Origin of the sequence: Ketobacter alkanivorans, from assembly GCF_002863865.1 — a bacterium.
Taxonomy (GTDB): domain Bacteria; phylum Pseudomonadota; class Gammaproteobacteria; order Pseudomonadales; family Ketobacteraceae; genus Ketobacter; species Ketobacter alkanivorans.
Genome location: NZ_CP022684.1, coordinates 3,527,639 through 3,552,912 on the forward strand (window position 1 = coordinate 3,527,639; position 25,274 = coordinate 3,552,912).

The window sequence follows — 25,274 nt, forward strand, 5'->3', positions numbered from 1 at the left end:
TCTTGAGTCGAGGTACCCGTGCGGTCATCAGTCTGGCTGCGTTGCAGCATAATCTATCGATAGTACGGCGGGTTGCCCCCGCCAGCAGTGTGCTTGCCGTGGTGAAGGCCGATGCTTATGGCCACGGCTTGGTGCCGGTGGCGCGGGCTTTGGCTGTGGGCAGTGATGCGCTGGGTGTGGCCACCTTCGAAGAGGGCATGTCACTCAAGCTGGCGGGTATCGAGCGGCCGGTGTTATTGATGGAAGGTGTGCTCAGCACAGCCCAGCTTCAGCAGGCGGCGCAACAGGGGTTTCAGATCGTTGTGCATCAGCCATGGCAGTTGTCCATGTTGCTGGAGGCGCAACTTGCCAGCCCCCTTACGGTGTGGCTCAAGGTTGATACCGGTATGCATCGGCTGGGTATCGCGGCGAACGGTTGTGCGTTGTTTTGGCAGCAGTTGCAGAGCAGCGCTAATGTGAAGGCCGTTGTTTTGATGAGTCATCTGGCCTGCGCCGATGAACCAGAGCATCCGCTGAATCAGCAGCAGGGCGAATTGTTTTCCCGGCTCAGGCAATCGGTGGGTGCCACTGCGGCCAGCTTTGCGAATTCTGCCGCGACTCTGAACCGTCCCGACTTTCATTATCAATGGGTGCGCCCGGGTCTGATGTTGTATGGCGCTACCCCATTTGCGCCGTCTTCTGGTGCAGTGCAGAGCATGCAGCCAGTGATGCATCTGCAATCCCGTATTATCTCTCGTACGCGGGTTCCTGCGGGGGATTCTGTGGGTTACGGTGCCACTTGGCGCGCCGACCGGGATACGGATGTAGCGGTAGTGGCGATTGGCTACGGAGACGGTTATCCGCGCCATCTTTCAGCGGATGCAGAAGTGTTGATTGATGGTCAGCGCTGCGCAGTGCTTGGGCGGGTTTCCATGGACATGATTACGGTTGATGTGACGGCTCTGCCGGACGCAGGCCCCAATACCCAGGTGACGCTGTGGGGGCCGGGTTTGCCGGTGGAAGAGGTGGCAGTCTGGGCCAATACCATCAATTACGAATTGCTGTGTCAGGTCACCGGTCGTGTGGAACGCATATATGTGGATGGGGCGAATACGTAATGCCGATCTGGGTGACGCTCTACATCGGTTTAATGATGATTTCCCTCCCGGTTGGTGTAACGCTGCTGCGACGCATCGAGCGGGACTGGTTACACCCGGTGGGTGGGCTGGTGTCGACCCTTCTCAGTATCGCTTTTGTGTTCTCCTATTGGATGCCGGAGCTGGTGCCGTTTAAAGCACCGTCGGCCTATCTGTTGTTTGGCTTCGTGTTGTTTTGGGATCTGTACTCATTGCAACGCTTGAAGCAAAAACTACCTGAATATCTCCAAATGTCAGATGATTCCGAGTTGCAGCCTAACTCAGGTACTTGGCTGTTTGGCATATTAATGATGGTGCCGGCTTACTATTTCGGTGCTTTGGTGTGTTTGCGAGTGGTGGACTGAATGGCGAAGGCGAAAACCCAATTTGTCTGCAGCGATTGCGGCAGCGTGTTTCCCAAATGGGCGGGGCAGTGCGTGGATTGTGGTGCCTGGAACACCTTGACCGAATTCAACCCCGATCGCGGGATGTCGTCCAATCGTGGCGGCAAAACAGGGTGGGCAGGTGAAGCCCGCAAGGTCACCACCATGGCGGAAGTCGATCTGGTGGAAGACCCCCGTACAACCACCGGTACCGGGGAGCTGGACCGGGTGCTGGGTGGCGGTTTGGTGGAGGGCTCGGTGGTGCTGATCGGAGGCGACCCCGGCATTGGTAAATCCACCATCCTGTTGCAAACCATGACCTATCTGGCGTCACAGCAGGCCGCCGCGCTCTATATAACCGGTGAAGAATCGTTGCAGCAGGTGGCACTGCGTGCCCGACGGCTGGATTTGCCCATGGATCAGTTGCGGCTGATGTCGGAAACCAGTATCGAGAACATTCTGGCCACGGCGAATAAAGAGAAGCCAAGGGTTATGGTGGTGGACTCAATCCAGACCGTGTACTCCGAAGGCTTAAGTTCTGCCCCTGGCGGGGTTTCTCAGGTGCGGGAATGCGCCGCGGCTTTGGTGCGTTTTGCCAAGCAGACAGGGACAGCGCTGTTTCTGGTGGGGCATGTCACCAAGGAGGGTGCTTTGGCCGGGCCCCGGGTGCTGGAGCACATGGTAGACAGCGTGTTGTATTTTGAGGGGGAGCAGGATAACCGCTTTCGCATGATTCGGGCGGTTAAGAATCGCTTTGGTGCGGTTAATGAACTGGGCGTATTTGCCATGACCGATAAAGGGCTGCGGGAAGTCAGCAATCCTTCGGCTATTTTCTTGTCGCGCTATGATCAGCCGATTCCGGGCAGTATTGTTATGGTGACGCGGGAGGGAAGCCGTCCGTTACTGGTTGAAGTTCAGGCATTGGTGGATGACAGCCAGCTAGGTAACCCGCGGCGGGTGGCGGTGGGCCTGGATCAGAATAGATTATCAATGCTGTTGGCGGTGCTGCACCGGCACGGTGGGGTTGCTACCATGGGCATGGATGTATTTGTGAATGTGGTGGGTGGCGTCAAGGTGCTGGAAACCGGTTCTGATTTGGCGGTGTTGATCTCCGTTGTATCCAGTCTGCGGAGCATGGCGCTGGATAGCCAGCTGATTGTGTTCGGTGAGGTGGGGCTGTCCGGTGAGATTCGACCTGTGCCCAGCGGGCAGGAGCGTTTGCGGGAGGCGGCCAAGCATGGATTTACACGGGCAATCGTACCTAAGGGCAACCAGCCCAAGTCGCCCATAGAAGGGCTGGAAGTGGTGGCAGTCTCCCGCCTGGAGCAAGCGCTGGACGCTCTGTAGCGGGGGCGAGGCGTTTCAGTTCTGGGCGTAGGTGACCAGGGCTTCGATCTCACGTTCCAGCAGGGCTTCGTTGCCGGTGTTCAATTCTACAATGCGGCGCAGGTGCGAGGCGCTGTCCACATCCAGATGGTCACACACCATTCCCACGTGCTCTTGCTCCACATGGGCCACGTGGCCTTCCATTCTGATTTCGGTTTCTTCGTCGCTCAGCAACAAATACAAGGTGACGGGGTCATTGCTTTGCAGGTTGCTGTCATCTGGCAGCTTCACCAGCGCGCCTTTCAGGGATATGTCCAACAGTTGGGTCGACCAGTCGCTATCGCCCCGTATAAGGCGTGCGCTGGCATCGAAAGCGATGCGTGTAAAGTTGCGTTTCTCGATCATGGCCCTGAACTCATCTGGTTGAGATTGGTTGTTCTCTTTACAGCATAGTCAATCTTTAATAAAAAGCCGAAAATTCAATTATTTCAAGCTGATCCTGTAATGATTTTGTAACGGTGTGAAACGGATTGGTACTTGGTTGCTAAATGAATAACACCGTGACCGAGCATCGGAAAAACATCTAAAAATCACCAAAATTAACTACAAAAATATTTGATGCTGCGTTAATAATTAAAAGATGAAAGTTAGAGCGCTTTTAGGGATTATTCGCCGAACGGAACGGCAGCTTGCATGGTTTCACATCTCTGAAAATAATTTGCTGTAGAGGTATGGGGTTATGAGAACAACATCTTCATCTGAAGACACCCAGTACATTGATGATATTGATGACGAATTAATGGATGACATCGATGGTGATGTCGAGCGACGCCTGGAGGCAAAAAGCAAAAGCTCCGGTGATTATTTGCGCAAAATTGAAGAAATGATGGAGGCTCGCCGTCTTAAGCATGATCTTGATGATTACGACGATTGGGCAGATATCGACGACGAGTAAAAGCGTTTACAGTTAAAACGCCCTGGCGGTAAACCGGCAGGGCGTCGTTTGTAGCGGATCAGTCCGGGCGTGCCAGAGGTCAGACGATCTTCTTGTACTTGATGCGCTTTGGTTGTACGGACTCTTCACCGTACTTTTTCTTCTTATATGCTTCATATTCAGTGAAGTTGCCTTCAAAAAACTCCACGCCTTCCTCGCCTTCAAAGTCAAGAATGTGCGTTGCCACTCGATCCAGGAACCAGCGATCGTGAGAAATCACAATGGCGGTGCCTGCATAGGTGAGCAGCGCTTCTTCAAGGGCGCGTAAGGTTTCCACGTCCAGATCGTTGGTGGGCTCATCCAGCATCACTACGTTGCCGCCTTTGCGCAGCAGTTTGGCTAGGTGTAAGCGGTTACGCTCACCGCCAGACAGTTCACCGACCCGCTTCTGTTGATCAGAGCCTTTGAAGTTGAAGCGGCCGACATAGGAACGGGATGGCATTTCAAACGACCCCACCTTGATGATGTCCAGCCCTTCAGACACCTCTTCCCATACGGTTTTACTGTCATCGAGGTCGTCGCGGGACTGATCGACGTAGGCGAGATCGACGGTTTCACCAATGTGCACTTCGCCCTTGTCTGGCTGTTGTTGACCGACTATCAGGCGGAACAGAGTGGTTTTACCGGCACCGTTGGGGCCGATAATCCCAACAATGGCCCCTTTGGGGATCGTAAAGCTGAGATCATCGTAGAGATTGCGGTCGCCAAAAGACTTGGTGACGTGGCGAAATTCGATAACGTCGTCCCCCAGGCGTTCTGCTACGGGAATGTACAGCTCTTGAGTTTCGTTACGCTTTTGCGCTTCCTGGCTGGACAGCTCTTCAAAGCGGGCCAATCGAGCCTTGCTCTTGGCTTGGCGTCCTTTGGCGTTGGAGCGAACCCATTCCAGTTCTGCCTTGATGGCTTTTTGGCGGGAAGCTTCCTGTTTGGATTCCTGGGCCAGGCGCTCGTCTTTCTGTTCCAGCCACGAGGAATAGTTGCCTTTCCAGGGAATGCCGTGGCCGCGGTCCAGCTCCAGAATCCATTCCGCGGCGTTGTCGAGGAAATAGCGGTCGTGGGTAATCGCAACTACAGTGCCTTTGTATTCGTGCAGAAAGCGCTCCAGCCAGCCTACGGATTCAGCGTCCAGATGGTTGGTGGGTTCGTCCAGCAGCAGCATGTCTGGGCTGGAAAGTAACAGCCGGCACAGGGCAACCCGGCGCTTTTCACCGCCGGACAGCTTGCTGACGTCTGCATCCCATGGCGGCAGGCGCAGAGCATCAGCTGCGATCTCGAGGGTGCGGTCGATGTCCCAGCCATTACTGGCGTCGATCTTGTTTTGCAGCTCAGCCTGTTCTTCCAGCAGCGCGTTCATTTCGTCGTCGGACATCGGTTCGGCGAACTTCATACTGATTTCGTCAAAGCGGGCCAAAACGTCCTTGATTTCCCGAACGCCGTCTTCAACGTTGCCGCGCACGTCCTTGCTTTCATCCAACTGAGGTTCTTGGGGCAGATAACCGATATTGATTCCACTGGCGGGGCGCGCTTCCCCGTCGATCTCTGTATCCACTCCTGCCATAATGCGCAGCAGGGTAGACTTACCAGCACCGTTCAACCCCAGCACGCCGATTTTGGCACCCGGGAAGAATGAAAGGGAGATATCCTTAAGGATTTCGCGTTTGGGGGGTACCACCTTGGATACCCTGTGCATCGTGTATATATATTGCGCCATAACAGGAAAGTAGCTAGTCAATAGTGGGTGGAGTTTGTGGCGTACGCTAACCCAATTGGGGCGGCGATGCAAACCCGGCAGAATGCTGGTTCCGCCCCGGTTTGATGCATGAATTTCAGGCATTTTAGGAGATTGTGTGAGTATTCAAAAAAGTAACCCCTTGCGTCTGTGTTTTGGCATCCTGCTTTGCTTGTGTGCACTCTCTTTTGCAGGGCAAACGGCGCGGGCCGCCGGCAATCCGGAGGCGGCCTCCCAGGTGGATGCGGTAACCAAGGAGCTGGATCTGCTGAGCAAAGAGCTAAAGCAGCAAGAATCTGTTGCCCAGTCTCTGCGTGAGCAAATCCAGTCGGTGAATAACGAGATCCAATCTGCCCCGGAGCTGGCGGCCCAGTTTCGACAGGAAATACAGCGACTGGAGCAGAGCAAGTCCAAGGAAAAGCTACCCAGTAATCAGGACTCACTGGAAGGGGCAATTGATCTATTAGATGCTCAGGCCAAGGCGTTACAGCAGGGCCTTTCGTTTGTATTGGAGCGTATCGGCGAACAGCAATCCCTGCCCAGTAAGGCGCGTGAAGATGTGATGGCCGCACAGAAGCAGGCGCTGGAACTGCAAGAGAAAATTCGTCAGCAGGAAAATAGCGACAAGAATGCCTCGTTAAAGAACTTACAACTGAGCCTGTTAAAGCAGCAGCTTGCCAATGCCAATTTACGGAAAGAGCTGGCCCAGAACCGATTGGAGGGCTATCAGAAGCTGCTGGATCTCTACACAGTGAATCGTGATTTATTGTTCTTGCGTATGGAAATGTTGAAATCGGCGCTGACGTTGTTGCGACAAAAGCGCGATGACATGCGTTTGCAAACCGCCGGTGAGCACCAGGATGCCAGCGTGGAACTGCAGGGAGCCTATGATGAGATCCCTGAAGTATTGAAGCAGGAGCAAAAAGAAAATCAACGCCTCAAAGATCTGTTGTTGACCCGCACTGAACACCTGAATGCGACGGCGGATCTGCTGGTCGATGGCAAGCAAGAACTGCAGGACATTCGTTATCGGTTTGAAGTGGCTAAACAACAGTTGGAGCTTACCGACTCCTATCAGTTTGTGGATGATTATCTGTTGCGTCAGCGTCAATCGTTGCAGGCAAAGATGCGTGAACAAGAAACCCATTCCAGCCTCCAAACGTCGGTATCCAAGGCACGTCTGGAGCAATTCAAGTTTGATGAAGAATTGCATTATGTGCGTACGGAAACGTCCCGCAGTCTTTATATTGATGGCGTGTTGAAAAAGAGTGGTTCGGTTGACCCTTCGGTGAGGCAAGATCTGAATAACATTTATCAGGCGCGTGCAGAGCTGTTAGGCAAGTTGTTGCAGGTCAACGCGGACTATGTGGTGAACCTCACCAATCTAGAACTGCTGCATGGGGATCAGCAGGCTGAGCGGGCGAAATTTTATGAGCTTTTAAATAAGAAACTGTTCTGGCGGCGCAGTGCCGCACCGTTGGATTGGCAATGGTTTGTCGCTTTGCCTGGTAGCGTGAGCTGGTTTGTGATGTCCCATCAGTGGGGAGAGCCTTTCACCCTTTGGTGGCAGCAATTGGTGTCGCCGATATACCCAGTAGTTGGGTTGAGCTTATTGCTTGGGTTTTATGCGATCAGTCGTCGTAAAGTCCTGCAGCGGTTGGTGCGAGGCAGTCAGAAGGTTGGCAATGTCACCAAAGACCGGTTTCGGTACACGCTTGAGGCGTTGTTGGGAACGTTGATTCTTGCGCTGCCATGGCCTGTGCTTTTGGTTGTGCTGGCCTACCCGCTTGCCAACAGTGATGTCGCATCTCCATTCGCCGACGGATTTGCTTCCGCCTTGGTGGTGTTGGCGCGTTGGTTGTTTATGTTTGAGTTTATTCGTCATCTGTTGCGGCCCCACGGTTTGGCTGAGGGCCATTTTCGGTGGCGGCCCAGTGCCATTGCAGCGGTTAAGCGCTGGCTGCCGTTACTCTATCTGCAATTGCCAGGAGCATTTGTATTTATTGTGGTGTGGCGTGAGGGAGATGATTTCCATTCTGGGATCTTGGGTCGGGCAGCATATTTGATTGTGATGTCAGTGTTCCTGTTCTATTGCGCGCGAATGTTTAGCCCCAAATCGGGTGTAACCCAGCGTGAACTTTCTGTAGACGAGGGCGGTGGCATCATCTATTGGTATCAGAGCTGGAATAAAGCGTTGTTCTGGTTGGCTGTGTTGGTGCCATTGTCGTTAATTGTCTTGTCTGTACAAGGGTACAGCTTCAGCGCAATGGAAATCATGGTGCTGATGTATCAGACCATTATGTACGGGTTTTTTATCTTCATCTTGGATCAGGTTTTGGTGCGTTGGTTTGCTGTGTTGGAGCGCAAGCTTGCCTATGTTCGCGCCAAGGAAAAACGGGATGCCTTACGCAAGGTTAAGGAGCAGCAGGAGGGTGCCGTCGCGGGTGAGCCATTACCTGAAATCGAGATATCCAAGCTGGATGTGGCAACGGTCAGTGAACAAAACAGGGCTTTGTTGCGGGTGATGTCCTTTGCTCTGTTCGCAGTGGTATGTTACTTGAGTTGGCAAGATTTCTTCCAGGCCATTCAGATCTTTCAGGAGATCGAATTGTGGACCTATAACGTGACTACAGACACTGGGTTGGAAGCGCACACCGTCACTCTGGAAACGCTGTTGGCCACATTGCTGGCTTTAAGTCTGACCTATGCTGGCGTAAAAAACCTGCCGGGCTTGATTGAGGTAATGATTCTGCGTCGCCTTAAAGTGGATTCTGGTATTCGCTTTGCCATTACCACTTCCGCGCGTTATGCGGTGATCATGATCGGCGTCATGATTGTGTCTGGCATGATCGGGCTGGACTGGAGCAAGCTGGGCTGGTTGGTGGCCGCTTTGGGTGTAGGGCTGGGCTTCGGATTACAGGAGATATTTGCCAATTTCATATCCGGGTTGATTATTCTGTTTGAGCGGCCAATTCGAATTGGCGATACCGTTACCATTAACGAATTGAGTGGCACCGTATCCCAAATCCGAATGCGGGCCACCACGATGGTCGACTGGGATCAGAAAGAACTGATTATTCCCAACAAAACCTTTGTTACCAGCCAATTTATCAACTGGACCTTGAGCGACAGCACCACCAGGGTGGTTATCAAGGTAGGGGTGGCCTATGGTTCGGATACCGAGCTGGTCACCAAAACTCTGTTGAAGATCGCGAAGGCGAATGAAATTGTGCTGCGTGAGCCAGAGCCATCAGCTTTTTTCCTGGGATTCGGTGCCAGTTCGCTGGATTTTGAGTTACGCGCCTTTGTATCCAACTTCTCCAAGCGCTTGGTGCTGATACACGAGTTGCACACGGAAATTGATCGTCAATTTAAGGAGTTGGGCATTGAAATCGCTTTCCCGCAGCTGGATGTGCATGTGAAGCACCTGCCCAGCAAAGGTTAACAAGCTTAGGGCTATATGAAGAAAATTGATGATCCCGCGAGGGAGTTTCATGTGCCGTCGGGCGGTGTTTTATGTACAATACCGCCCTCATTTGACCCTGCTCCGGTGGTTTCATGCCAACGACAGCGGGCCAGAACCGAATTTTGTTAGTTTTGTTTGCAGCTATCCAGTGAAGAACGGGAGACACCATGTTTTCAGCCGATATGAATATTGCCGATTTTGATCCCCAGTTGTGGGAAGCCATGGAGGCTGAAAAACAGCGCCAGGAAGAGCACATTGAATTGATCGCCTCCGAGAACTACACCAGCCCTCGAGTGATGCAGGCGCAGGGCTCTGTTCTGACCAATAAATACGCAGAAGGTTATCCGCACAAGCGCTACTACGGTGGTTGTGAGTATGTGGACATCGCCGAGCAGTTGGCCATTGATCGCGTTAAAGAGCTGTTTGGTGCGGATTACGCCAACGTGCAGCCTCATTCTGGCTCTCAGGCCAATGCCGCCGTCTATATGGCGCTGCTGAATCCGGGTGATACGGTGCTGGGCATGAGCCTGGCGGAAGGTGGCCACCTGACTCACGGTGCCAAGGTTAACTTCTCAGGCAAAATGTACAACGCGGTGCAGTATGGCTTGAATCACGAAACCGGTGAGGTGGATTACGATCAGGTGGCTGAATTGGCCCGTGAGCACAAGCCCAAGATGATTCTGGCGGGCTTCTCAGCCTATTCGCGCACTATGGACTGGCAGCGATTCCGCGATATCGCCGACGAAGTGGGTGCCTACCTGATGGTGGACATGGCTCACGTGGCAGGTCTGGTGGCTGCGGGCGAATATCCTAACCCTGTCCAGATCGCCGACGTTACTACTTCGACCACTCATAAAACCCTGGGTGGTCCCCGTGGTGGCATTATTCTGGCCAAGAAAAACGAAGAGCTGGAAAAGAAATTGAACTCCGCTGTATTTCCTGGTGGTCAGGGCGGCCCTTTGATGCATGTAATTGCTGCCAAGGCAGTGTGCTTCAAAGAAGCCATGAGCGATGAATTCAAGGCCTACCAGAAGCAAGTTGTGGTGAATGCGCAGGCTATGGCCGGCGTGTTTATCGAGCGCGGTTATGATGTTATTTCCGGTGGTACTGATAATCACCTGTTCCTGCTGTCTTTGATCAAGCAGGACATCACCGGCAAGGATGCTGATGCCGCTCTGGGTAAAGCCTTTATTACAGTGAACAAGAACGCTGTGCCCAACGATCCCCGCTCCCCATTCGTGACCAGCGGCTTGCGTATTGGTACCCCGGCGGTAACCCGTCGCGGGTTTGGCGAAGCCGAAGTGAAGGAATTGGCGGGTTGGATGTGCGATATTCTGGAAGACCTGAACAATGAAGAGCTGATTGCCCAGGTGCGTGAAAAAGTGAAAGCCGTTTGTGCCAAGCATCCGGTGTACGGCAAATAACCGGCCTGTGAATCTAGAGCATTAGTTTTAGAGAGCAGCATCAGAAAGTATAAAGGCGCCCCTTATGGGGCGCCTTTTTTTATGCGTGAGGGATGGGTGCAGGTTAAGAGTTATAAGCGCGCCAATGGTTTGCTTTTCGATCATCGCCCCCGCTTGGTCATGTCTTATTATTTTATTAAGATGGATCGCCTTGCCGATGTGTCCATCGGAGTCATTGCATTTGTCTGATCTGAATTGCTGATTGAACAAAAAACGGCCGATCGATTCGGGTTGATGTGAATCAATGCCTGCTTTTTTAAATTAATAATTAAATTATCGGCATATTTTAGTTAGTCTTGAAAATGGATGGCTGACTACGTCTCGGCATTCTATTTGAAATGTACATTTTTCGATTGCGTCATTGCGCAATAGTTTTTCTTCGTTCTTGAGGTGTTTGTCCATGGGGTTCCAGTCAATGCTGGCAAGTATTAGTCGTGTAATTTATAAAAAATATGTATCGGCCATAGGGTTCATGTTGGTAGTTGTCGCTTCCATGGCCAATGCCGCCACTGTTTCGCACTTCGATGACTTCGAATTTAACTCAGGTAACTGGAGCAATGTCACCATTGGTGACAATAAAGATTGGACCCGAGATTCTGGAGGAACCCCGTCAGTTAGTACTGGGCCAGCGAGCGGTGCAAGCGGCAGCACCTATTACTATTATCTCGAGACGTCTTCCGGCTCAGCGTATATCGCTGGCGATAGCGCTATCCTGTTGGGCCCTACGCTTGCCGTTAGGACAGGCGTCACTTTGTCGTTTGCTTATCACATGTACGGTCAGAATATGGGGGCGCTGGCAGTGGATGTGCTCTCCAACGGTAGCTGGCTCAACGATGTGTGGTCGATCAGCGGACAGCAACAGATCGGCAATGCTGCTGCATACGCTCGGGTGACGGTAGATCTTGGTGCTTACAGTGTTGATCAGATTCGGTTCCGCGCGACGGCTGCAGGTGGTTACATGGGTGACATGGCAATCGACAATGTTGAGATTGCCTATCTGAATAGTGCGCCGGCGGCACCTCAGTTCGTGAATGACCCAATAGTAAAGGCCGGTGCTCGCGAAGGTGAGATCTATTCGGACAGTATCGCCGGGGAGGCAATTGACTCCAATGGAGATCAGCTTACCTACACATTGGTGTCTGCAGCTGGTTGGCTATCTGTGGCGGCTGATGGTGCTCTCAGCGGATTGCCTGGGCCTGGGGATGTCGGTCAGAACTCATTTGTTATTAGGGCTTCGGATGGAGGCTTGTCCACTACGGCGGAGCTTCTGATTGAGGTGGTCAGCGCTAATGCGCCGTCTGTCGTTAGCTTTACCGACTTTGAAAGCGGTTATGGAGATTGGCAGAACATCACGACCACAGAAGACAACAAAAACTGGACCAGAGACTCGGCAGGAACGCCGTCTTCCGGCACTGGCCCAGTTTCCGGTGCAGGTGATAGCGCCTATTATGCTTATCTTGAAACTTCCTCCGGGGGGGCTTACACCTCGGGTGACACTGCGATTTTGTTAGGGCCTGAACTTAGCGGTGCTAATGTACAGCTGAGCTTTAAATACCATATGTATGGTAGCAGCATGGGCTCGTTGGCGGTTGATGTATTGAGTGAAGGTAGCTGGATCAATTCTGTATGGTCCATTTCTGGCCAGCAACACACGTCCAACTCTGCTGCGTATTCTCAAGCTGATGTGGATTTAAGCGGCTATTCAGTGCAACAGATTCGTTTCCGTGCCACAGCAGCCGGTAGCTATACCGGTGATATGGCATTGGACGACATCGTCATTCTGGCGGCGCCGCATGGTGCTGCACCGTTGGCATTCCAATCTGATGAACTGCGTAAAAGCGATGGCCGGGTCGGTACAGTTTATAGTGACAGCATTGCAGCAGATGCCAGTGGCGGGAATGGCAGTGCTCTGAATTATTATCTTGTTTCCGGGCCGAGCTGGTTACAGATATCAGGTACCGGTGAATTGAGTGGTTTGCCTGGAGTAGGTGATGTCGGTGATAACAGATTTACTGTCGGTGTCTCTGATGGAGAGGTTGTTGCTTCGGCGTCGTTGTGGATCAATGTGGCCTACGCAAACACGCCTCTAGTGCTAAGCGATTCGGATTTCGAATCAGGTATGGATGACTGGAGCAATGTGACTGGCATCGATGACTACGATTGGATTCGAAATTCAGGCGGCACAACGTCAAGCAATACCGGGCCTAGTGGGGGTGCAGACGGCAGCCTCTTCTATATGTATCTTGAGACTTCATCTGGTAGTGCCTTCGCTGCGGGTGATACGGCTATTCTGCAAGGGCCAGTCGTTACCTCTGATAATGTTGTTTTTCGATTTAAATACCATATGTATGGCGTTGACATGGGTACGCTATCGGTTGATGTGCTAAACAACGGTGTCTGGATCAATGACATCTGGTTTATCAGCGGTCAGCAACACGCCAGCACTACTGCGGCCTACACGCAGGTAGAGCTGGATATGAGTGCATATAACCTGAGCCAGATTCGCTTCAGGGCCACGGCCGCTGGTAACTACATGGGCGACATGGCAATCGACGATATACAGATCCAGAGCGTTGACCCGCAGGGCCTCGATAGCGATGGTGATGGCGTGCAGAATGGTTCCGATTTGTGTGCCAACACGAGTGTTGGTGATCCTGTCGACGCAAATGGCTGCTCTGCCGCTCAGCGGGACAGCGATAGTGATGGTTACAGCGATCAGATTGATGCCTTTCCGAATGATCCTGCGGAATGGCTTGATACAGACGGCGATCTGATCGGCAACAACGCGGATCAGGACGACGATGGCGACGCGGTACTTGATGGCGATGATGTCTTTCCTCTCGATGCATTGGAGTGGCTGGATACGGATGGGGATGGTTTTGGCAATAACGCCGATTTGGACGATGACGGCGATGGCGTTGCGGATGTCTCAGATGTATATCCGCTCATCAGTCTGGGGGGGCTGGTCGATACAGATCGCGATGGTGTGCCCAATGACTGTGACAGTGCTTGTCAGGCGCTGGGTATGGTATCTGACACAGATGACGACAACGATGGGGTGGACGACTCGCTTGATGCCTTCCCGCAGGATGCCAGCGAAACAGAAGATACCGATAATGATGGCATGGGTAATAACGCCGACCTGGATGATGATAACGACGGTATTTTGGATGTCGTTGATGCGTTCCCCTTGATCAGTGTCGTTGGGTATTTGGATACTGACAGCGACGGTGCTCCGAACGATTGCGATGCGGCGTGTCTCGCGCTGGGAATGGGAGCCGATGGGGATGACGATAATGACGCGGTGCCAGACATTAGCGATGCGTTCCCTCTGGATGCAAGCGAATCTGCCGACACGGATGGTGATGGTGTAGGTGATAACGGCGACGCGTTCCCCGGCGACCCATCTGAATCAGTGGACACGGATGGTGATGGTGTAGGTGATAACGGCGATGTGTTCCCCAGCGATCCTTCTGAATCAGCAGATACAGATGGAGATGGTGTAGGTGATAACAGCGATGCGTTTCCCAGCGACCCATCTGAATCAGTGGATACAGATGGAGATGGTGTAGGTGATAACAGCGATGTGTTCCCCAACGATCCATCTGAATCAGCAGATACAGATGGTGATGGTGTGGGTGATAACAGCGATGCGTTCCCCAGCGACCCATCTGAGTCTGTGGATAGCGATGGCGATGGTGTAGGTGATAATAGCGATCAATACCCCACCTATTATAGCCCGTTGGCCAACGTGGATATTATGTCGCCTGCCGACGTGACCATTGTAGCAGGAACACCTTTATCATTTTTTGCTACAGCCTATGATGCATCGGTGGGAGATATCTCCAATACAGTGAAGTGGGAGTCGGATCTTTCCGGTGAGTTCACGCCAGACCCTATTTCAGGCGAATTTGTGTTGCCGCATGGTGAGCATGCCATCGTTGCTGTTGTAATCGACAGTCAAGGTAATATGGCATCAGAGTACGTTCGAGTGGTGGTCACCAATGAGCAGGCCAGCAAGTTACAACTCTATCCTGAATTGGAATCTGTCACAGATGTGTCTGAGAGTGGACAGTATTTTGCCGGGCACGTGGTGAGCTCTGGAGATAACCCGGTTGCGATCTGGAATGAAAGCACCGGCTTGTGGACCTCGTCCAATTATCTTGGAGTATATGATTTCAAAGTGTCCGACGCAGGTAGTGTGGTTGGTGCGATCAACAATGGCAGCAGTTACAGCGCTATGATCTTGCAGGGCAGTGGAAGCAATATTAGTAGTACCACATTGAATAACTTGTCCAGCTCCAATCCCAGCAGTTACGCCAGAGATATCTCGGCGGATGGCAACACGATAGTGGGTATGTCCAGAGGCCCGTCTGGCAGCTTTGATGCAGTGGTTTGGGATGCCAGCGGTAACGTCTACGGGTTGGGGTCTTTGGGTAATTACACGTCAGCCACAAGCACGTCCGCTACAGGTGATGTGATTGTGGGCTACGGTGGATCATCTCCTAACTTCATTACCTCAGGGCATTCGGGCTGGCGTTGGGATGCCCACTCCGGTATGCAACTGCTTGGGGATTTGGTTGGTGGCAGTGGTGCCAGCCACCCCGCCAACATGACTCCGGACGGCTCTGTTATTGTCGGCTATGCACGATCTGCTGCGGGTACGGAGGCATTTATCTGGAATCAAGATGAAGGCATGCGGGGTCTGGGTGCTGTGCTGGGCAGTACCCGTGTCGAGACCATCGACATTACCGCGAATGGCCGAATGGTGGTAGGTAACTCGGAGAATGGTCCGTTCATCTGGACCCAGGGTTTGGGTCTCCGCGATCTGCAAGCCTATATTGAGTCCATCTATGGCATTCAGTTTAATGATGCAGATGACCCATACCCCGGGCATATCAGCCGAGTTACTTATGTGTCTGATGACGGCAATGTAGTGGCGGGCCAGTTTGTAAGGCAAGTGCCGGGATATTCCAAGCAATACTCAGGTTTTGTGGTGAGGTTGACAGCACGGCCAGGCGAAATCTTTGAGTCGGCTACGCTGGATTTTGGCAATCGAATTCGAACTACGCCGGTTCAAGGCCAATCGGGGGAATTGATATTTGCAACGGATGCTGACGAGGTGATAGCCATTGACGAATTTGGTGAAGGACTGTGGCGGTTCGCCGTGGGTGCCCAAATTACTGATGCGGTGACAGACCCTCAAACCGGGGATCTCTATTTTGGTGCATTTGACGGTTCGCTTTACGCGTTGAAATCAAACGGCGTATTGAAATGGAGTTTGCAGCCCGTAACCACCCCTTATTCCAAGCCAGCGCTAGGCCCGGACGGTACGGTATATGTTTTATCTGCTGGTTTCAGGTTGCACGCCATTGCACCGGATGGAACTATCCTGTGGGTGAATTCCCTTTCCTTCAACGGCTATGATAATGCAGCTTATTACTATCCTGTGGTAGGAGGAGATGGGCAAATCTACGTTGCCACCTATGATGGCCTTCTATACGCAGTGAATCAGGAAGGGGAAGTTGAGTGGGTTTTTGATGTCTCGCCCTATACATCGTCGAGTCGACGCATGTTGCGCCCACCGGTGGTAACCAGCGCAGGGTTGGTCGTGTTGGGAGGAAGCTACGGATCACTGTTTGCATTGGATTCAGCTGGGGTATTGCAGTGGCAGCATTCATCTAATGATGGCCAGGCTTCGGCTGCTGCTTTGCCGCGTAGCCCTGTCGCTGGCCCGGATGGCACGGTCTATATTGCCGTGGATACTTACCCGGACTCTTCCGGTTACCTGCAAGCGGTAGACAGCAATGGCTCATTGTTGTGGCAGCATAACTTGACTGGTCGAGCCTATCATACGCCTACGATTACGCAGGATGGTCGTGTGTTGGTGCGTGATGGTAGTAGAGGGGTGCGCTCTATTTGGATGGATGGAGGCCTTGATTGGTATTCTTGGGTGGACAAGGGTCTTGTTACTGATATTGCCGTGACGGCTTTGGGGGCAGCAGTTGTCGGAGATAGTGCCGGGCTATTGCACTTCATTGATGAACCCTGACACTACTTAGAAAGGTGAAAGCTTCGAGACATAAATAAGGCGCCATTACGGCGCCTTATTTATGTGTGCTGAATTATTCACGCCACCTGCACCTGCTGTTGCTCCAATGCTTGATTCACCGCCGCCATAATGGCATTCATGGAGGCTAACAACGTGTCCTCATGAATGGCCGCACCCTGATGACGGTTGCCCAGGCAATGCACTTGCACGGTGGCCGCGGCCTGAGCGTCAGATGAGTGCTGCAAACTGTGCTCTTCATAATCCAGTACGTCCAGTTGCCAGCCGAAATGTTGGTTCAGTCCATTGCAAAATGCAGAGATCGCACCGTTACCAATGGCGTCGATAACGATCATGTCGCCATTTTGCTCAATAACAAAGCTGATTTGCTCATTCTCTATGTGCTCAAGGCGATAGGACTTCACCGACATGGGGCTCTGGTTCATAAAATGCTGTTGGAACAGCTCCCAAATGCGCGCCGACGAAATTTCCCCGGCACTGTGCTCGGCGTCCTCCTGCACCACCCTGCTCAAGGCAATCTGCATCCAGCGGGGCAATACGATGCCGTGATCCTTTTCCAGAATAAACGCCACGCCGCCTTTGCCTGACTGGCTATTGATGCGCACCACGGCTTCATAGTTGCGGCCGATATCCGCCGGGTCGATGGGTAAATACGCCACGTCCCAGGGAGCATTTGATTTGCGCTTGGACAGGCATTTGCGAATGGCGTCTTGATGGCTGCCAGAGAACGCAGTGTAAACCAAGTCACCCGCATAGGGGTGGCGTGGATGAACCGACAGCTTGGTGACATCCTGTACCACTGAGATGATTTCATCCATAGGGCTCAGATCCAACTGCGGATCGACGCCGCGGCTGTACAGATTCATGGCCATGGTGACGATGTCCATATTGCCAGTGCGCTCGCCGTTGCCCAGTAAGGTGCCTTCCACTCGATCTGCACCTGCCATTACACCCAATTCTGCCGCGGCCACGCCACAGCCTCGGTCGTTGTGGGTATGCAGAGAAATGATAACGTGCTCCCGCTGCTGCACGTGGCGGCAGAAATGCTCGATCTGATCCGCGTAGACGTTAGGGGTGGTCATCTCCACCGTGGCGGGCAGGTTGATGATCACTTTGTTGTCGGGGGCCGGTTTCCACACGTCTAAGACTGCGTTGCAGATCTCCACCGCAAACTCCGGTTCGGTACCGGTATAGCTTTCCGGGGAATACTGAAACTGCCAGTGGGTGTGAGGATGCTTTTCTGCCTCGGCTTTAACCTTGCGGGCCCCGTCAACGGCGATCTGTACGATGCCTGCCTTGTTCAGTCCAAATACCTGTTCCCGTTGCGCCGGAGAGGTGGAGTTGTATAAATGCACAATGGCGGTCTTGGTGCCTTTCAAGGCTTCAAATGAGCGCTCGATCAATTCTGGTCGTGATTGGGTCAGCACTTGGATGGTCACGTCGTCTGGCACCAAGCCTTCGTCGATAATGGCCCGTACAAAGTCAAAATCCGGTTGCGATGCAGCCGGAAACCCGACTTCGATTTGTTTGAAACCCACTTTCACCAACAGCGCGAACAGGCGCTTCTTTTCTGCCACCGTCATGGGCTCGATCAGCGCCTGATTGCCGTCCCGCAGATCCACGCTGCACCAGGCAGGGGCGCGGGTGATCACCTGATCCGGCCAGGTGCGGTCGGTCAATTGGATGGGCAAATAGGGCTGATATTTGCGGTGGTCGAAAGACATGGTTTGACTCCGTGGGATGCTTTCAGGGGATTAAAGAGGTCTGGCCCGGGCTCAGCGTGAATGGCTGATCCAATTTCCCCGCCTTATGGGCGGATCGTCCGCGGCTGGGGTGATGGCCTTGTGGGCCAACCTCTGGCGGCGGAGTCAGGCGGCGACCTGATGCAACACAGTTTATTGCACCTGTGGAGAAATTAGATTGCGAAAGTGGCGCTGTTACTTTGATTTTGGGCAATAATATTTCTAGAATTGTTAGTTTGTTGATATATTATTTTGATTCAAGGGGCGGGAGAGCAATGGATAAGTACGATCAGCGTATTTTGGAAGAATTACAGGCCGACGGCCGTATCAGCAATCAGGATCTGGCGGATCGCATTGGCTTGTCACCCTCACCCTGTCTGCGCCGGGTGCGTCAGCTGGAAGAAGATGGCTACATAGACCGTTATGTGGCGTTGCTGAACGCCGATAAGCTGGGCCTGAAAATGACCGCGCTGATCCATATCTCCATGGATAAGCACACGCCAGAGCGGTTCGAAAACTTCGAGCAGAAGGTCTCCAGCTTCCCGGAGGTGCAGTCCTGCTATTTGATTACAGGCCAGAGCGCCGACTACATACTGAAGGTGGTGGTGCGGGATATGGATCATTTCCAGAGCTTTCTGCTGGGCAAGCTCACCCGTATTGAGGGGGTGTCCGGGGTGCATTCCAGCTTTGTTATGCGCAAGGTTTTGGATAAAACCTCCGTGTCCATTTAGTTGTATTGCGGTATGATTCGCGCACTTTACTGCTTTAAAGCCCGGTTAACAGGAACAACCCATGCCAGGAAGAGCCTATGCATTGCCCCTTCTGTAACGCTGATGACACCAAGGTAATCGACTCCCGCCTCGTGGCAGAAGGCAATCAGGTGCGCCGCCGTCGCGAGTGCCTGGCCTGTAGCGAACGCTTTACCACCTATGAAAGCGCCGAACTGCTCATGCCTAAAGTGGTGAAATCCGATGGCACCCGGGAGCCATTCGACGAGAGCAAGTTACGCAGTGGCGTGCAGCGCGCGCTGGAGAAACGTCCGGTTTCGGTGGAGCAGGTGGAGGCCGCGATCAACAAGCTGTGCCACAAGTTGCGGGCCACCGGGGAGCGGGAACTGCCGTCCCGAGTGGTGGGGGAAGAGGTGATGGAGGCCCTGCGGGAGCTGGATCAGGTGGCCTATGTGCGGTTTGCCTCGGTGTATCGTGACTTTCAGGACATTAGCCAGTTTTCTGATGAAATTGCCCGATTGCAGAAAAACGGCGAGATCAACAGCATCAAGTAGCCCCTTAAAACACCCCTTTCACTGACAGCAGGTCCGGCCAAGCCGCAAATGGCCTGAAAATCGGCAATTCAGGCCCGCTTTGCACAGCCTCGCCCTGTGGTATACTCTGCGGCCGAATTTCCCAGGTAGTGGCCCTATTCCATGACCGCAGCGCTCTTTACCAAAGCAGATCACCAGCATATGGCCGAAGCAATCCGGCTGGCCTGGCGTGGTCTGTATACGACGCATCCCAACCCGCGGGTGGGCTGTGTTTTGGTGAAAGAGGGGCAAATCGTTGGTCGTGGCTGGCATCAAATCGCCGGAGAAGGCCATGCCGAAGTCAATGCTCTGCGCCAGGCCGGGCCAGCCGCCCAAGGCGCTACCGCCTATGTATCCCTGGAGCCCTGCAGTCATCATGGCAAAACCCCTCCCTGTGCTGAGGCCCTGATTCAGGCTGGTGTGGCGAAGGTTATCAGTGCCATGGAAGATCCCAACCCCCGCGTTTCCGGCCGTGGTCATCAGCTGTTGGAGAGCGCCGGTATTCAGACCGCCTGTGGTTTGATGCAAGCGCAGGCAGAGCAGATCAACCCTGGTTTCAACAAGCGGATGCGCACTGGTCTGCCCTGGGTGGTGGTGAAGTCCGCCATGAGTGTGGATGGCCGTACGGCCATGGCTAATGGTGAGAGCCAGTGGATTACCGACCCGGCGGCTCGCGCTGATGTCCAGCGCCTGCGGGCGCGGGTGGAAGCCATCATTACCGGCGTGGATACAGTGATTGCCGACGACCCCAGCCTCACGGTGCGCCCGGATATGTGGCCACAGGCTGTTGCGGGTGATGAGCCCTCAGCGGGATGGAGCTGGCCTCATGGCAGACAGCCGATACAGCCGCTGCGGGTGATCGTGGATTCCACCTTAAGAACGCCACGTGATGCTAAAATCCTTCAGCAACCGGGTAAAACCCTTATTGCACACACGTCAGGTGACATAGAAAAAGTGGCTGTTCTTGCGGCAGCAGGAGCCGAGTTGACGCAGTTGCCAGCAGTGAATGGCAAAGTGGATCTTAATGCCCTGTTGCTGGAGTTGGCCCGCCGAGAAGTCAATGAAGTGTTGGTGGAAGCAGGCGCCGTGCTGGCGGGGGCGTTTGTGCAACAACAGCTGGTGGATCAATGGGTGTGCTATCTGGCACCTAAGCTGATGGGCAGCAGTGCTCGCCCGGTACTGGATTTTGACCTGCGCACCATGAGCCAAGCGCAGGCGCTACACTTAACAGACCTGCGCCAGATCGGCCAGGATATTCGCATGACCTATGGTTGGAGTCGTTGATCATGTTTACCGGCATTATTGAAGCGGTAGGAAAGATCGCCAATATGGAAGCCAAAGGCGGAGACATGCGCTTGCGCATACAAACCGGCAAACTGGATCTGTCGGATGTAAAACTGGGGGACAGCATCGCAGTTAATGGCGTCTGTCTCACCGTGATCAACCTGCCCGGCGATGGGTTCTGGGCCGATGTATCCCTGGAGACCCTCAACCACACCAGTTTCAAGCAGTTGAAAACCGGTTCGCAGGTGAACCTGGAAAAGGCTCTGACCCCCAGCACGCGTCTGGGCGGGCATCTGGTGTCCGGTCATGTGGATGGCCTGGGTGAGATGGTTTCCCGCGAGGAAGACGCCCGCTCCATTCGCTTTAAAGTGAAAGCGCCAGATGAGCTGGCCAGATACATCTCCCACAAGGGCTCCATCTGTGTGGATGGGATCAGCCTGACTGTGAATGCGGTCAGCGGAGCCATATTCGATCTCAACATTGTCCCGCATACTGTGCTCGAAACCACAGTGGGGCAGTGGCAGCCAGGGGTGAAAGTGAACCTGGAAGTGGACGTGATTGCTCGTTATCTTGAACGATTGCTGCTGGGTGACAAGGCAGCCGATCCCAAGTACGACTCCAGTCAGGAAGGTAACATCACCATGGGCTTTTTAGCCGAAAACGGGTTTTTAAAGTAAGGCTTAATTCTATGCAATTGAATACAGTTGAAGAGCTGATCGAAGATATTCGTCACGGCAAAATGGTCATCCTGATGGATGATGAAGATCGCGAAAACGAAGGTGATCTGGTGATTGCATCCAGCATGGTGCGGCCGGAAGACATCAACTTTATGATCAAACATGCTCGTGGTTTGGTATGCCTCACCATGACTCGTGATCGCTGCCAGCAATTGAATCTGCCATTGATGGTGTCCGGCTCCAATGGGTCCCAGTTCGGAACCAACTTCACTCTGTCTATCGAGGCAGCAGAAGGTGTGTCCACCGGTATTTCGGCGGCCGATCGTGCTCGCACCGTGCAGGCAGCCGTGGCCCGTGATGCCAAGCCTGCGGACATTGTGCAGCCTGGGCATGTGTTTCCGATTATGGCGCAACCTGGCGGCGTGCTGCGCCGAGCCGGTCATACTGAAGCCGGTTGCGACCTGGCGCGCTTGGCGGGGCTGGAGCCATCCTCTGTGATCGTGGAAATCATCAATGAAGATGGCACCATGGCACGGCGTCCTGATCTGGAAAAGTTTGCCGAACAGCACGGTCTGAAGATTGGCACCATCGCTGACCTTATACACTACCGCACGGTAAACGAGCGCACAGTTGAACAAACGCGCAGGGAAAAGCTGCCTACTGAGTATGGCGATTTTGACGTAGTGTTGTTTCGCGATTTAATTGATGGCCAGAGCCATGTTGCACTGGTCAAAGGTGATGTCAGCAACGCCGATGCGCCTTTTGTGCGGGTGCATGTAGCGGATCCTCTGCGAGATCTGATGATGGCAGTAAAAGAAAAATCCAGCGGCTGGAACCTGTCAAAGTCTTTGAGCTTTCTCGGTAAGCACACCGAGCCAGGTGTAATCCTGTTGCTGGGTGATTCTTTCGAAAAACACAATATTGACGATCTGGTAGACAGCTTTTTCTCCGGCCGTCAGCCGCTGCGTCCCACCACCGGTGATGGCACCGGTATTTATCGCACCATTGGCACCGGATCGCAGATCCTGCGGGATCTGGGCCTAAGTAAAATGCGCCTGTTGAGTTCACCCATGCGCTTTAACGCCCTGTCCGGTTTTGATCTGGAAATCGTTGAATACATCGATGCAGATGCAGCTGAATAACGTTTTACGAAATCCGTTTAATCACGAATATATTGACATTGAATAAAGGTAAAGAAATGACAAACGTAACTGTAGTGGAAGGTGATTTTCGCGCAACCGATGCTAAGTTCTCTATCGTTGTGGCACGCTTCAATAGTTTTGTGGTGGAAAGTTTGCTGACTGGTGCCATTGATGCTTTGGTGCGTCACGGTGTGGCCGAGAGCAATATCGAAGTCATTCGTGTGCCCGGTGCTTTTGAATTGCCGCTGGCGGTGAAGCAAGTGGCCAACAAGCGCAAGCCAGATGCCATTATTGCGTTGGGCGCGGTGATTCGTGGTGGTACTCCCCATTTCGATTACGTTGCCGGCGAGTGCACCAAAGGCGTTGCCAGCGTTATGTTGGAAACCGATATCCCATGTTCCTTTGGCGTATTGACCACCGACAGCATCGAGCAGGCCATTGAGCGCTCCGGTACCAAAGCAGGCAATAAGGGTGCGGAAGCAGCCATTGGCGCTTTGGAAATGGTCAGCCTGATACGAAATCTTTAACTGAGGTCAGTGGTAACGAATGAATACCGCTTCGAAGAAACCATCCCCTTCGGCACGTCGCAAGGCGCGCCGATTCACAGTGCAGGCTCTGTATCAGTGGCAAATGACCGGCACCAATCTCGGGGAAATCGAAACGCAGTTTCGTGTTGATAATGATCTGCGTAAAACCGACGTAGAATACTTTCACGAGTTGTTGCACGGGATACCCAAGTGCATCAACGAGCTGGATGGATATTACGTACCGTTTCTGGATCGCGAGCTGAAAGATCTGGATAAGGTAGAACTGGCCATATTGCGTATTGGTGTGTATGAGCTGAGCAAACGCGTTGATGTGCCATACAAAGTAGCCATTAACGAAGGCATTGAATTGGCCAAGTATTTTGGGGCCACCGAAAGCCATAAATACATCAACGGCATTCTGGATAAGGTGGCGCAAAAGCTGCGTGTGCTGGAAATGAAAGCCAACGACAAACCCGCCGAGTGAACCTCAAGGCTCCCTGTGAACGAATTCGCGCTCATAGATGCCTACTTCAAACGCCTCAGTGATAACACTGGGGCGTTGCCTCATTCAGAAAATGTATTTCGCCCTCAGGCAGATCTGGGCATTGGTGATGATTGTGCGCTGGTGTCTGTGCCTGCGGGCATGCAGTTGGCGGTGTCGGCGGATACATTGGTGTGCGGTGTACATTTTCCCGAAAGCACCAGCCCGTTTGATATTGGCTACAAGGCACTGGCAGTGAACTTGAGCGATCTGGCTGCGATGGGCGCCACGCCTGCCTGGTTTACCCTTTGCGTTACACTACAGGATCAATCCGAGCAATGGGTTGAGGCATTCTGCGATGGTATGGCCAGTTTAACTCGCATTCACCCGATTTTATTGATTGGTGGCGACACCACTCGAGGCCCTTTGAGTGTTAGTGTGCAGGTCATGGGGTTGATACCTGTTGGCGAGGCGCTGACCCGTGCCGGTGCTCAGGATGGAGATGATATTTATGTCTCCGGCTGCATAGGGGAGGCTGCCCTCGGTTTGGCTCGGGTGCTGAAGGCTTCTGAGAACCAGTCGAGCAGCCAGTATGACCCAATGTTGGATCGATTGAATCGGCCGACACCCAGAGTAGCGTTGGGGCTCGCGCTGCGCTCCGTTGCCCATGCCTGCATTGATGTGTCGGATGGACTGCTGGCAGATCTGAATCATATTTTGCACAGTAGCGGCGCCGGTGCCCGCCTGGATCTTGATGCCATTCCTGTTGCAGATGGGGCATCAACTATGCAATCGATTACCGCTGGCGATGATTATGAGCTGTGTTTTGCAGCCCCAGCACACAGGCGAGACACCGTTAACGAGTTGGCGAGGGCATTATCATTGCCAATTACCCGCATTGGGGTGATTACCGCCCAGCCTGGTATGGTGGATCAGAATAATCACCCGCTGACCCCCACCGGATACACTCATTTCTGAATTAATGGAACCTCATACATGAACACCGTACCGTCCAGTGCGTTCAAACATCCCATTCATTTTCTGGCCATTGGTTTAGGCAGCGGCGCTGCACCTAAGGCACCCGGCACCTTTGGTACGGTGGCGGCGGTGTTGTTGTACATTCCTTTATCACAGCTGGGCACGTGGTGGTATTTGGCGGTGCTGGTGGTGGCTGCTCTGGTGGGTGTTTATCTATGCGGAAAAACCTCCCGCGATTGGGGGGTGCATGATCATGGGGCTATCGTGTGGGATGAATTTGTGGGCTATTGGATTACCATGTTTCTGGTGCCGGTAACCTGGTATTGGATACTGGCCGGGTTTATATTGTTTCGATTGTTCGATATATGGAAGCCGTGGCCTGTTCGGTATTTTGATAAGCATGTGCACGGTGGATTGGGCATCATGTTAGATGACGTAGTGGCGGGCATCATGGCCTGGATCGTTCTGTTTGGCTTGGTACAAGTTGTATAGGTCTAAAATGCAACAGTCCGCGTTGGGCGCAAGATGTGGCAGATTCAGCCATTGCTGGTGGAGCCCCGGTTATTATATGAATTCGGCACCAATGATAAAGATCCA

Annotated in this window: 20 protein-coding genes; 17 read left to right on the forward strand and 3 right to left on the reverse strand. The window is 53.1% G+C overall.

Annotation, left to right across the window (positions count from 1 at the left end):
* Positions 1-2: 2 nt before the first annotated feature.
* The 3 genes from alr to radA are packed head-to-tail and all read left to right on the forward strand — an operon-like array spanning position 3 to position 2,845.
* Entirely contained in the window at positions 3-1,097 is a 1,095-nt protein-coding gene (gene alr / locus Kalk_RS15105) for an alanine racemase (RefSeq protein ID WP_199767927.1), read from the forward strand.
* Positions 1,097-1,480 carry a hypothetical protein gene (locus tag Kalk_RS15110; RefSeq protein ID WP_101895041.1) on the forward strand — a complete coding sequence of 128 codons (384 nt, stop codon included), beginning with the start codon at positions 1,097-1,099 and terminating at the stop codon, positions 1,478-1,480. The genes alr and Kalk_RS15110 overlap by 1 nt, the downstream gene beginning before the upstream one ends.
* Positions 1,481-2,845 carry a DNA repair protein RadA gene (radA, locus tag Kalk_RS15115; RefSeq protein ID WP_101895042.1) on the forward strand — a complete coding sequence of 455 codons (1,365 nt, stop codon included), beginning with the start codon at positions 1,481-1,483 and terminating at the stop codon, positions 2,843-2,845.
* A gap of 15 nt (positions 2,846-2,860) precedes the next feature.
* Here radA and Kalk_RS15120 read toward each other — a convergent pair whose 3' ends face one another.
* Positions 2,861-3,229 carry a PilZ domain-containing protein gene (locus Kalk_RS15120; RefSeq protein ID WP_101895043.1) on the reverse strand — a complete coding sequence of 123 codons (369 nt, stop codon included), beginning with the start codon at positions 3,227-3,229 and terminating at the stop codon, positions 2,861-2,863.
* A 334-nt stretch (positions 3,230-3,563) separates the two neighbouring features.
* Between Kalk_RS15120 and Kalk_RS15125 the strand changes: the two genes are divergently transcribed.
* On the forward strand, positions 3,564-3,779 hold the full coding sequence (locus tag Kalk_RS15125; protein ID WP_101895044.1) for a PA3496 family putative envelope integrity protein: 216 nt from the start codon (positions 3,564-3,566) through the stop codon (positions 3,777-3,779).
* A 79-nt stretch (positions 3,780-3,858) separates the two neighbouring features.
* Here the strand turns inward: Kalk_RS15125 and ettA are convergent, their stop codons facing one another.
* Positions 3,859-5,529 (reverse strand): energy-dependent translational throttle protein EttA, encoded by a 1,671-nt coding sequence (ettA, locus tag Kalk_RS15130; RefSeq protein ID WP_101896345.1) that lies wholly within the window; start codon positions 5,527-5,529, stop codon positions 3,859-3,861.
* Positions 5,530-5,665: 136 nt separating this feature from the next.
* Between ettA and Kalk_RS15135 the strand changes: the two genes are divergently transcribed.
* From Kalk_RS15135 to Kalk_RS15145, 4 genes are all read left to right on the forward strand, one after another.
* Complete coding sequence (locus tag Kalk_RS15135) at positions 5,666-8,992, forward strand: mechanosensitive ion channel domain-containing protein (protein ID WP_101895045.1); 3,327 nt, start codon at positions 5,666-5,668, stop codon at positions 8,990-8,992.
* A 188-nt stretch (positions 8,993-9,180) separates the two neighbouring features.
* On the forward strand, positions 9,181-10,437 hold the full coding sequence (glyA, locus tag Kalk_RS15140) for a serine hydroxymethyltransferase (protein WP_101895046.1): 1,257 nt from the start codon (positions 9,181-9,183) through the stop codon (positions 10,435-10,437).
* Positions 10,438-10,518: 81 nt separating this feature from the next.
* A complete protein-coding gene (locus Kalk_RS21250; protein WP_158643518.1) occupies positions 10,519-10,665 on the forward strand; it encodes a hypothetical protein in 147 nt (48 codons plus the stop codon).
* A 211-nt stretch (positions 10,666-10,876) separates the two neighbouring features.
* Positions 10,877-16,528 carry a thrombospondin type 3 repeat-containing protein gene (locus tag Kalk_RS15145; RefSeq protein WP_101895047.1) on the forward strand — a complete coding sequence of 1,884 codons (5,652 nt, stop codon included), beginning with the start codon at positions 10,877-10,879 and terminating at the stop codon, positions 16,526-16,528.
* Positions 16,529-16,605: 77 nt separating this feature from the next.
* Here Kalk_RS15145 and leuA read toward each other — a convergent pair whose 3' ends face one another.
* On the reverse strand, positions 16,606-18,270 hold the full coding sequence (leuA, locus tag Kalk_RS15150; RefSeq protein ID WP_101895048.1) for a 2-isopropylmalate synthase: 1,665 nt from the start codon (positions 18,268-18,270) through the stop codon (positions 16,606-16,608).
* A gap of 293 nt (positions 18,271-18,563) precedes the next feature.
* Here leuA and Kalk_RS15155 point away from each other — a divergent pair, with 293 nt between their 5' ends.
* The 9 genes from Kalk_RS15155 (at position 18,564) to Kalk_RS15195 (ending at position 25,169) form a co-directional block, all read left to right on the forward strand.
* Positions 18,564-19,019 (forward strand): Lrp/AsnC family transcriptional regulator, encoded by a 456-nt coding sequence (locus tag Kalk_RS15155; RefSeq protein ID WP_101895049.1) that lies wholly within the window; start codon positions 18,564-18,566, stop codon positions 19,017-19,019.
* A gap of 77 nt (positions 19,020-19,096) precedes the next feature.
* A complete protein-coding gene (nrdR, locus tag Kalk_RS15160) occupies positions 19,097-19,570 on the forward strand; it encodes a transcriptional regulator NrdR (protein ID WP_101895050.1) in 474 nt (157 codons plus the stop codon).
* Between the two features lie 141 nt (positions 19,571-19,711).
* Positions 19,712-20,872 (forward strand): bifunctional diaminohydroxyphosphoribosylaminopyrimidine deaminase/5-amino-6-(5-phosphoribosylamino)uracil reductase RibD, encoded by a 1,161-nt coding sequence (gene ribD / locus Kalk_RS15165; RefSeq protein ID WP_101895051.1) that lies wholly within the window; start codon positions 19,712-19,714, stop codon positions 20,870-20,872.
* Positions 20,873-20,874: 2 nt separating this feature from the next.
* Positions 20,875-21,549, forward strand: coding sequence for a riboflavin synthase (locus tag Kalk_RS15170; protein ID WP_101895052.1), 675 nt, complete (start codon positions 20,875-20,877; stop codon positions 21,547-21,549).
* An 11-nt stretch (positions 21,550-21,560) separates the two neighbouring features.
* Positions 21,561-22,691: a bifunctional 3,4-dihydroxy-2-butanone-4-phosphate synthase/GTP cyclohydrolase II gene (ribBA, locus tag Kalk_RS15175; RefSeq protein WP_101895053.1), complete on the forward strand. Its 1,131-nt coding sequence runs from the start codon at positions 21,561-21,563 to the stop codon at positions 22,689-22,691.
* Between the two features lie 56 nt (positions 22,692-22,747).
* Positions 22,748-23,218, forward strand: coding sequence for a 6,7-dimethyl-8-ribityllumazine synthase (gene ribH, locus Kalk_RS15180; RefSeq protein ID WP_101895054.1), 471 nt, complete (start codon positions 22,748-22,750; stop codon positions 23,216-23,218).
* Between the two features lie 19 nt (positions 23,219-23,237).
* On the forward strand, positions 23,238-23,702 hold the full coding sequence (gene nusB, locus Kalk_RS15185; protein ID WP_101895055.1) for a transcription antitermination factor NusB: 465 nt from the start codon (positions 23,238-23,240) through the stop codon (positions 23,700-23,702).
* A gap of 15 nt (positions 23,703-23,717) precedes the next feature.
* Positions 23,718-24,677, forward strand: a complete 960-nt coding sequence (gene thiL / locus Kalk_RS15190) for a thiamine-phosphate kinase (protein WP_199767928.1) — start codon at positions 23,718-23,720, stop codon at positions 24,675-24,677.
* An 18-nt stretch (positions 24,678-24,695) separates the two neighbouring features.
* The gene (locus tag Kalk_RS15195; RefSeq protein WP_101895056.1) at positions 24,696-25,169 is read left to right on the forward strand and encodes a phosphatidylglycerophosphatase A family protein; all 474 of its coding nucleotides are present in this window, start codon (positions 24,696-24,698) and stop codon (positions 25,167-25,169) included.
* Positions 25,170-25,274 lie beyond the last annotated feature (105 nt).

What these genes read in the sequence shown, in the direction of transcription:
- Kalk_RS15110 (WP_101895041.1), top strand. Translation starts at nt 1,097, where the DNA reads ATGCCGATCTGGGTGACGCTCTACATCGGTTTAATGATGATTTCCCTC.
- ettA (WP_101896345.1), bottom strand. Translation starts at nt 5,529, where the DNA reads ATGGCGCAATATATATACACGATGCACAGGGTATCCAAGGTGGTACCC.
- Kalk_RS15195 (WP_101895056.1), top strand. Translation starts at nt 24,696, where the DNA reads ATGAACACCGTACCGTCCAGTGCGTTCAAACATCCCATTCATTTTCTG.
- Kalk_RS15120 (WP_101895043.1), bottom strand. Translation starts at nt 3,229, where the DNA reads ATGATCGAGAAACGCAACTTTACACGCATCGCTTTCGATGCCAGCGCA.
- leuA (WP_101895048.1), bottom strand. Translation starts at nt 18,270, where the DNA reads ATGTCTTTCGACCACCGCAAATATCAGCCCTATTTGCCCATCCAATTG.
- nusB (WP_101895055.1), top strand. Translation starts at nt 23,238, where the DNA reads ATGAATACCGCTTCGAAGAAACCATCCCCTTCGGCACGTCGCAAGGCG.
- Kalk_RS21250 (WP_158643518.1), top strand. Translation starts at nt 10,519, where the DNA reads ATGCGTGAGGGATGGGTGCAGGTTAAGAGTTATAAGCGCGCCAATGGT.
- nrdR (WP_101895050.1), top strand. Translation starts at nt 19,097, where the DNA reads ATGCATTGCCCCTTCTGTAACGCTGATGACACCAAGGTAATCGACTCC.
- Kalk_RS15125 (WP_101895044.1), top strand. Translation starts at nt 3,564, where the DNA reads ATGAGAACAACATCTTCATCTGAAGACACCCAGTACATTGATGATATT.
- glyA (WP_101895046.1), top strand. Translation starts at nt 9,181, where the DNA reads ATGTTTTCAGCCGATATGAATATTGCCGATTTTGATCCCCAGTTGTGG.
- ribH (WP_101895054.1), top strand. Translation starts at nt 22,748, where the DNA reads ATGACAAACGTAACTGTAGTGGAAGGTGATTTTCGCGCAACCGATGCT.
- radA (WP_101895042.1), top strand. Translation starts at nt 1,481, where the DNA reads ATGGCGAAGGCGAAAACCCAATTTGTCTGCAGCGATTGCGGCAGCGTG.
- Kalk_RS15155 (WP_101895049.1), top strand. Translation starts at nt 18,564, where the DNA reads ATGGATAAGTACGATCAGCGTATTTTGGAAGAATTACAGGCCGACGGC.
- ribD (WP_101895051.1), top strand. Translation starts at nt 19,712, where the DNA reads ATGACCGCAGCGCTCTTTACCAAAGCAGATCACCAGCATATGGCCGAA.
- Kalk_RS15145 (WP_101895047.1), top strand. Translation starts at nt 10,877, where the DNA reads ATGGGGTTCCAGTCAATGCTGGCAAGTATTAGTCGTGTAATTTATAAA.
- ribBA (WP_101895053.1), top strand. Translation starts at nt 21,561, where the DNA reads ATGCAATTGAATACAGTTGAAGAGCTGATCGAAGATATTCGTCACGGC.
- Kalk_RS15170 (WP_101895052.1), top strand. Translation starts at nt 20,875, where the DNA reads ATGTTTACCGGCATTATTGAAGCGGTAGGAAAGATCGCCAATATGGAA.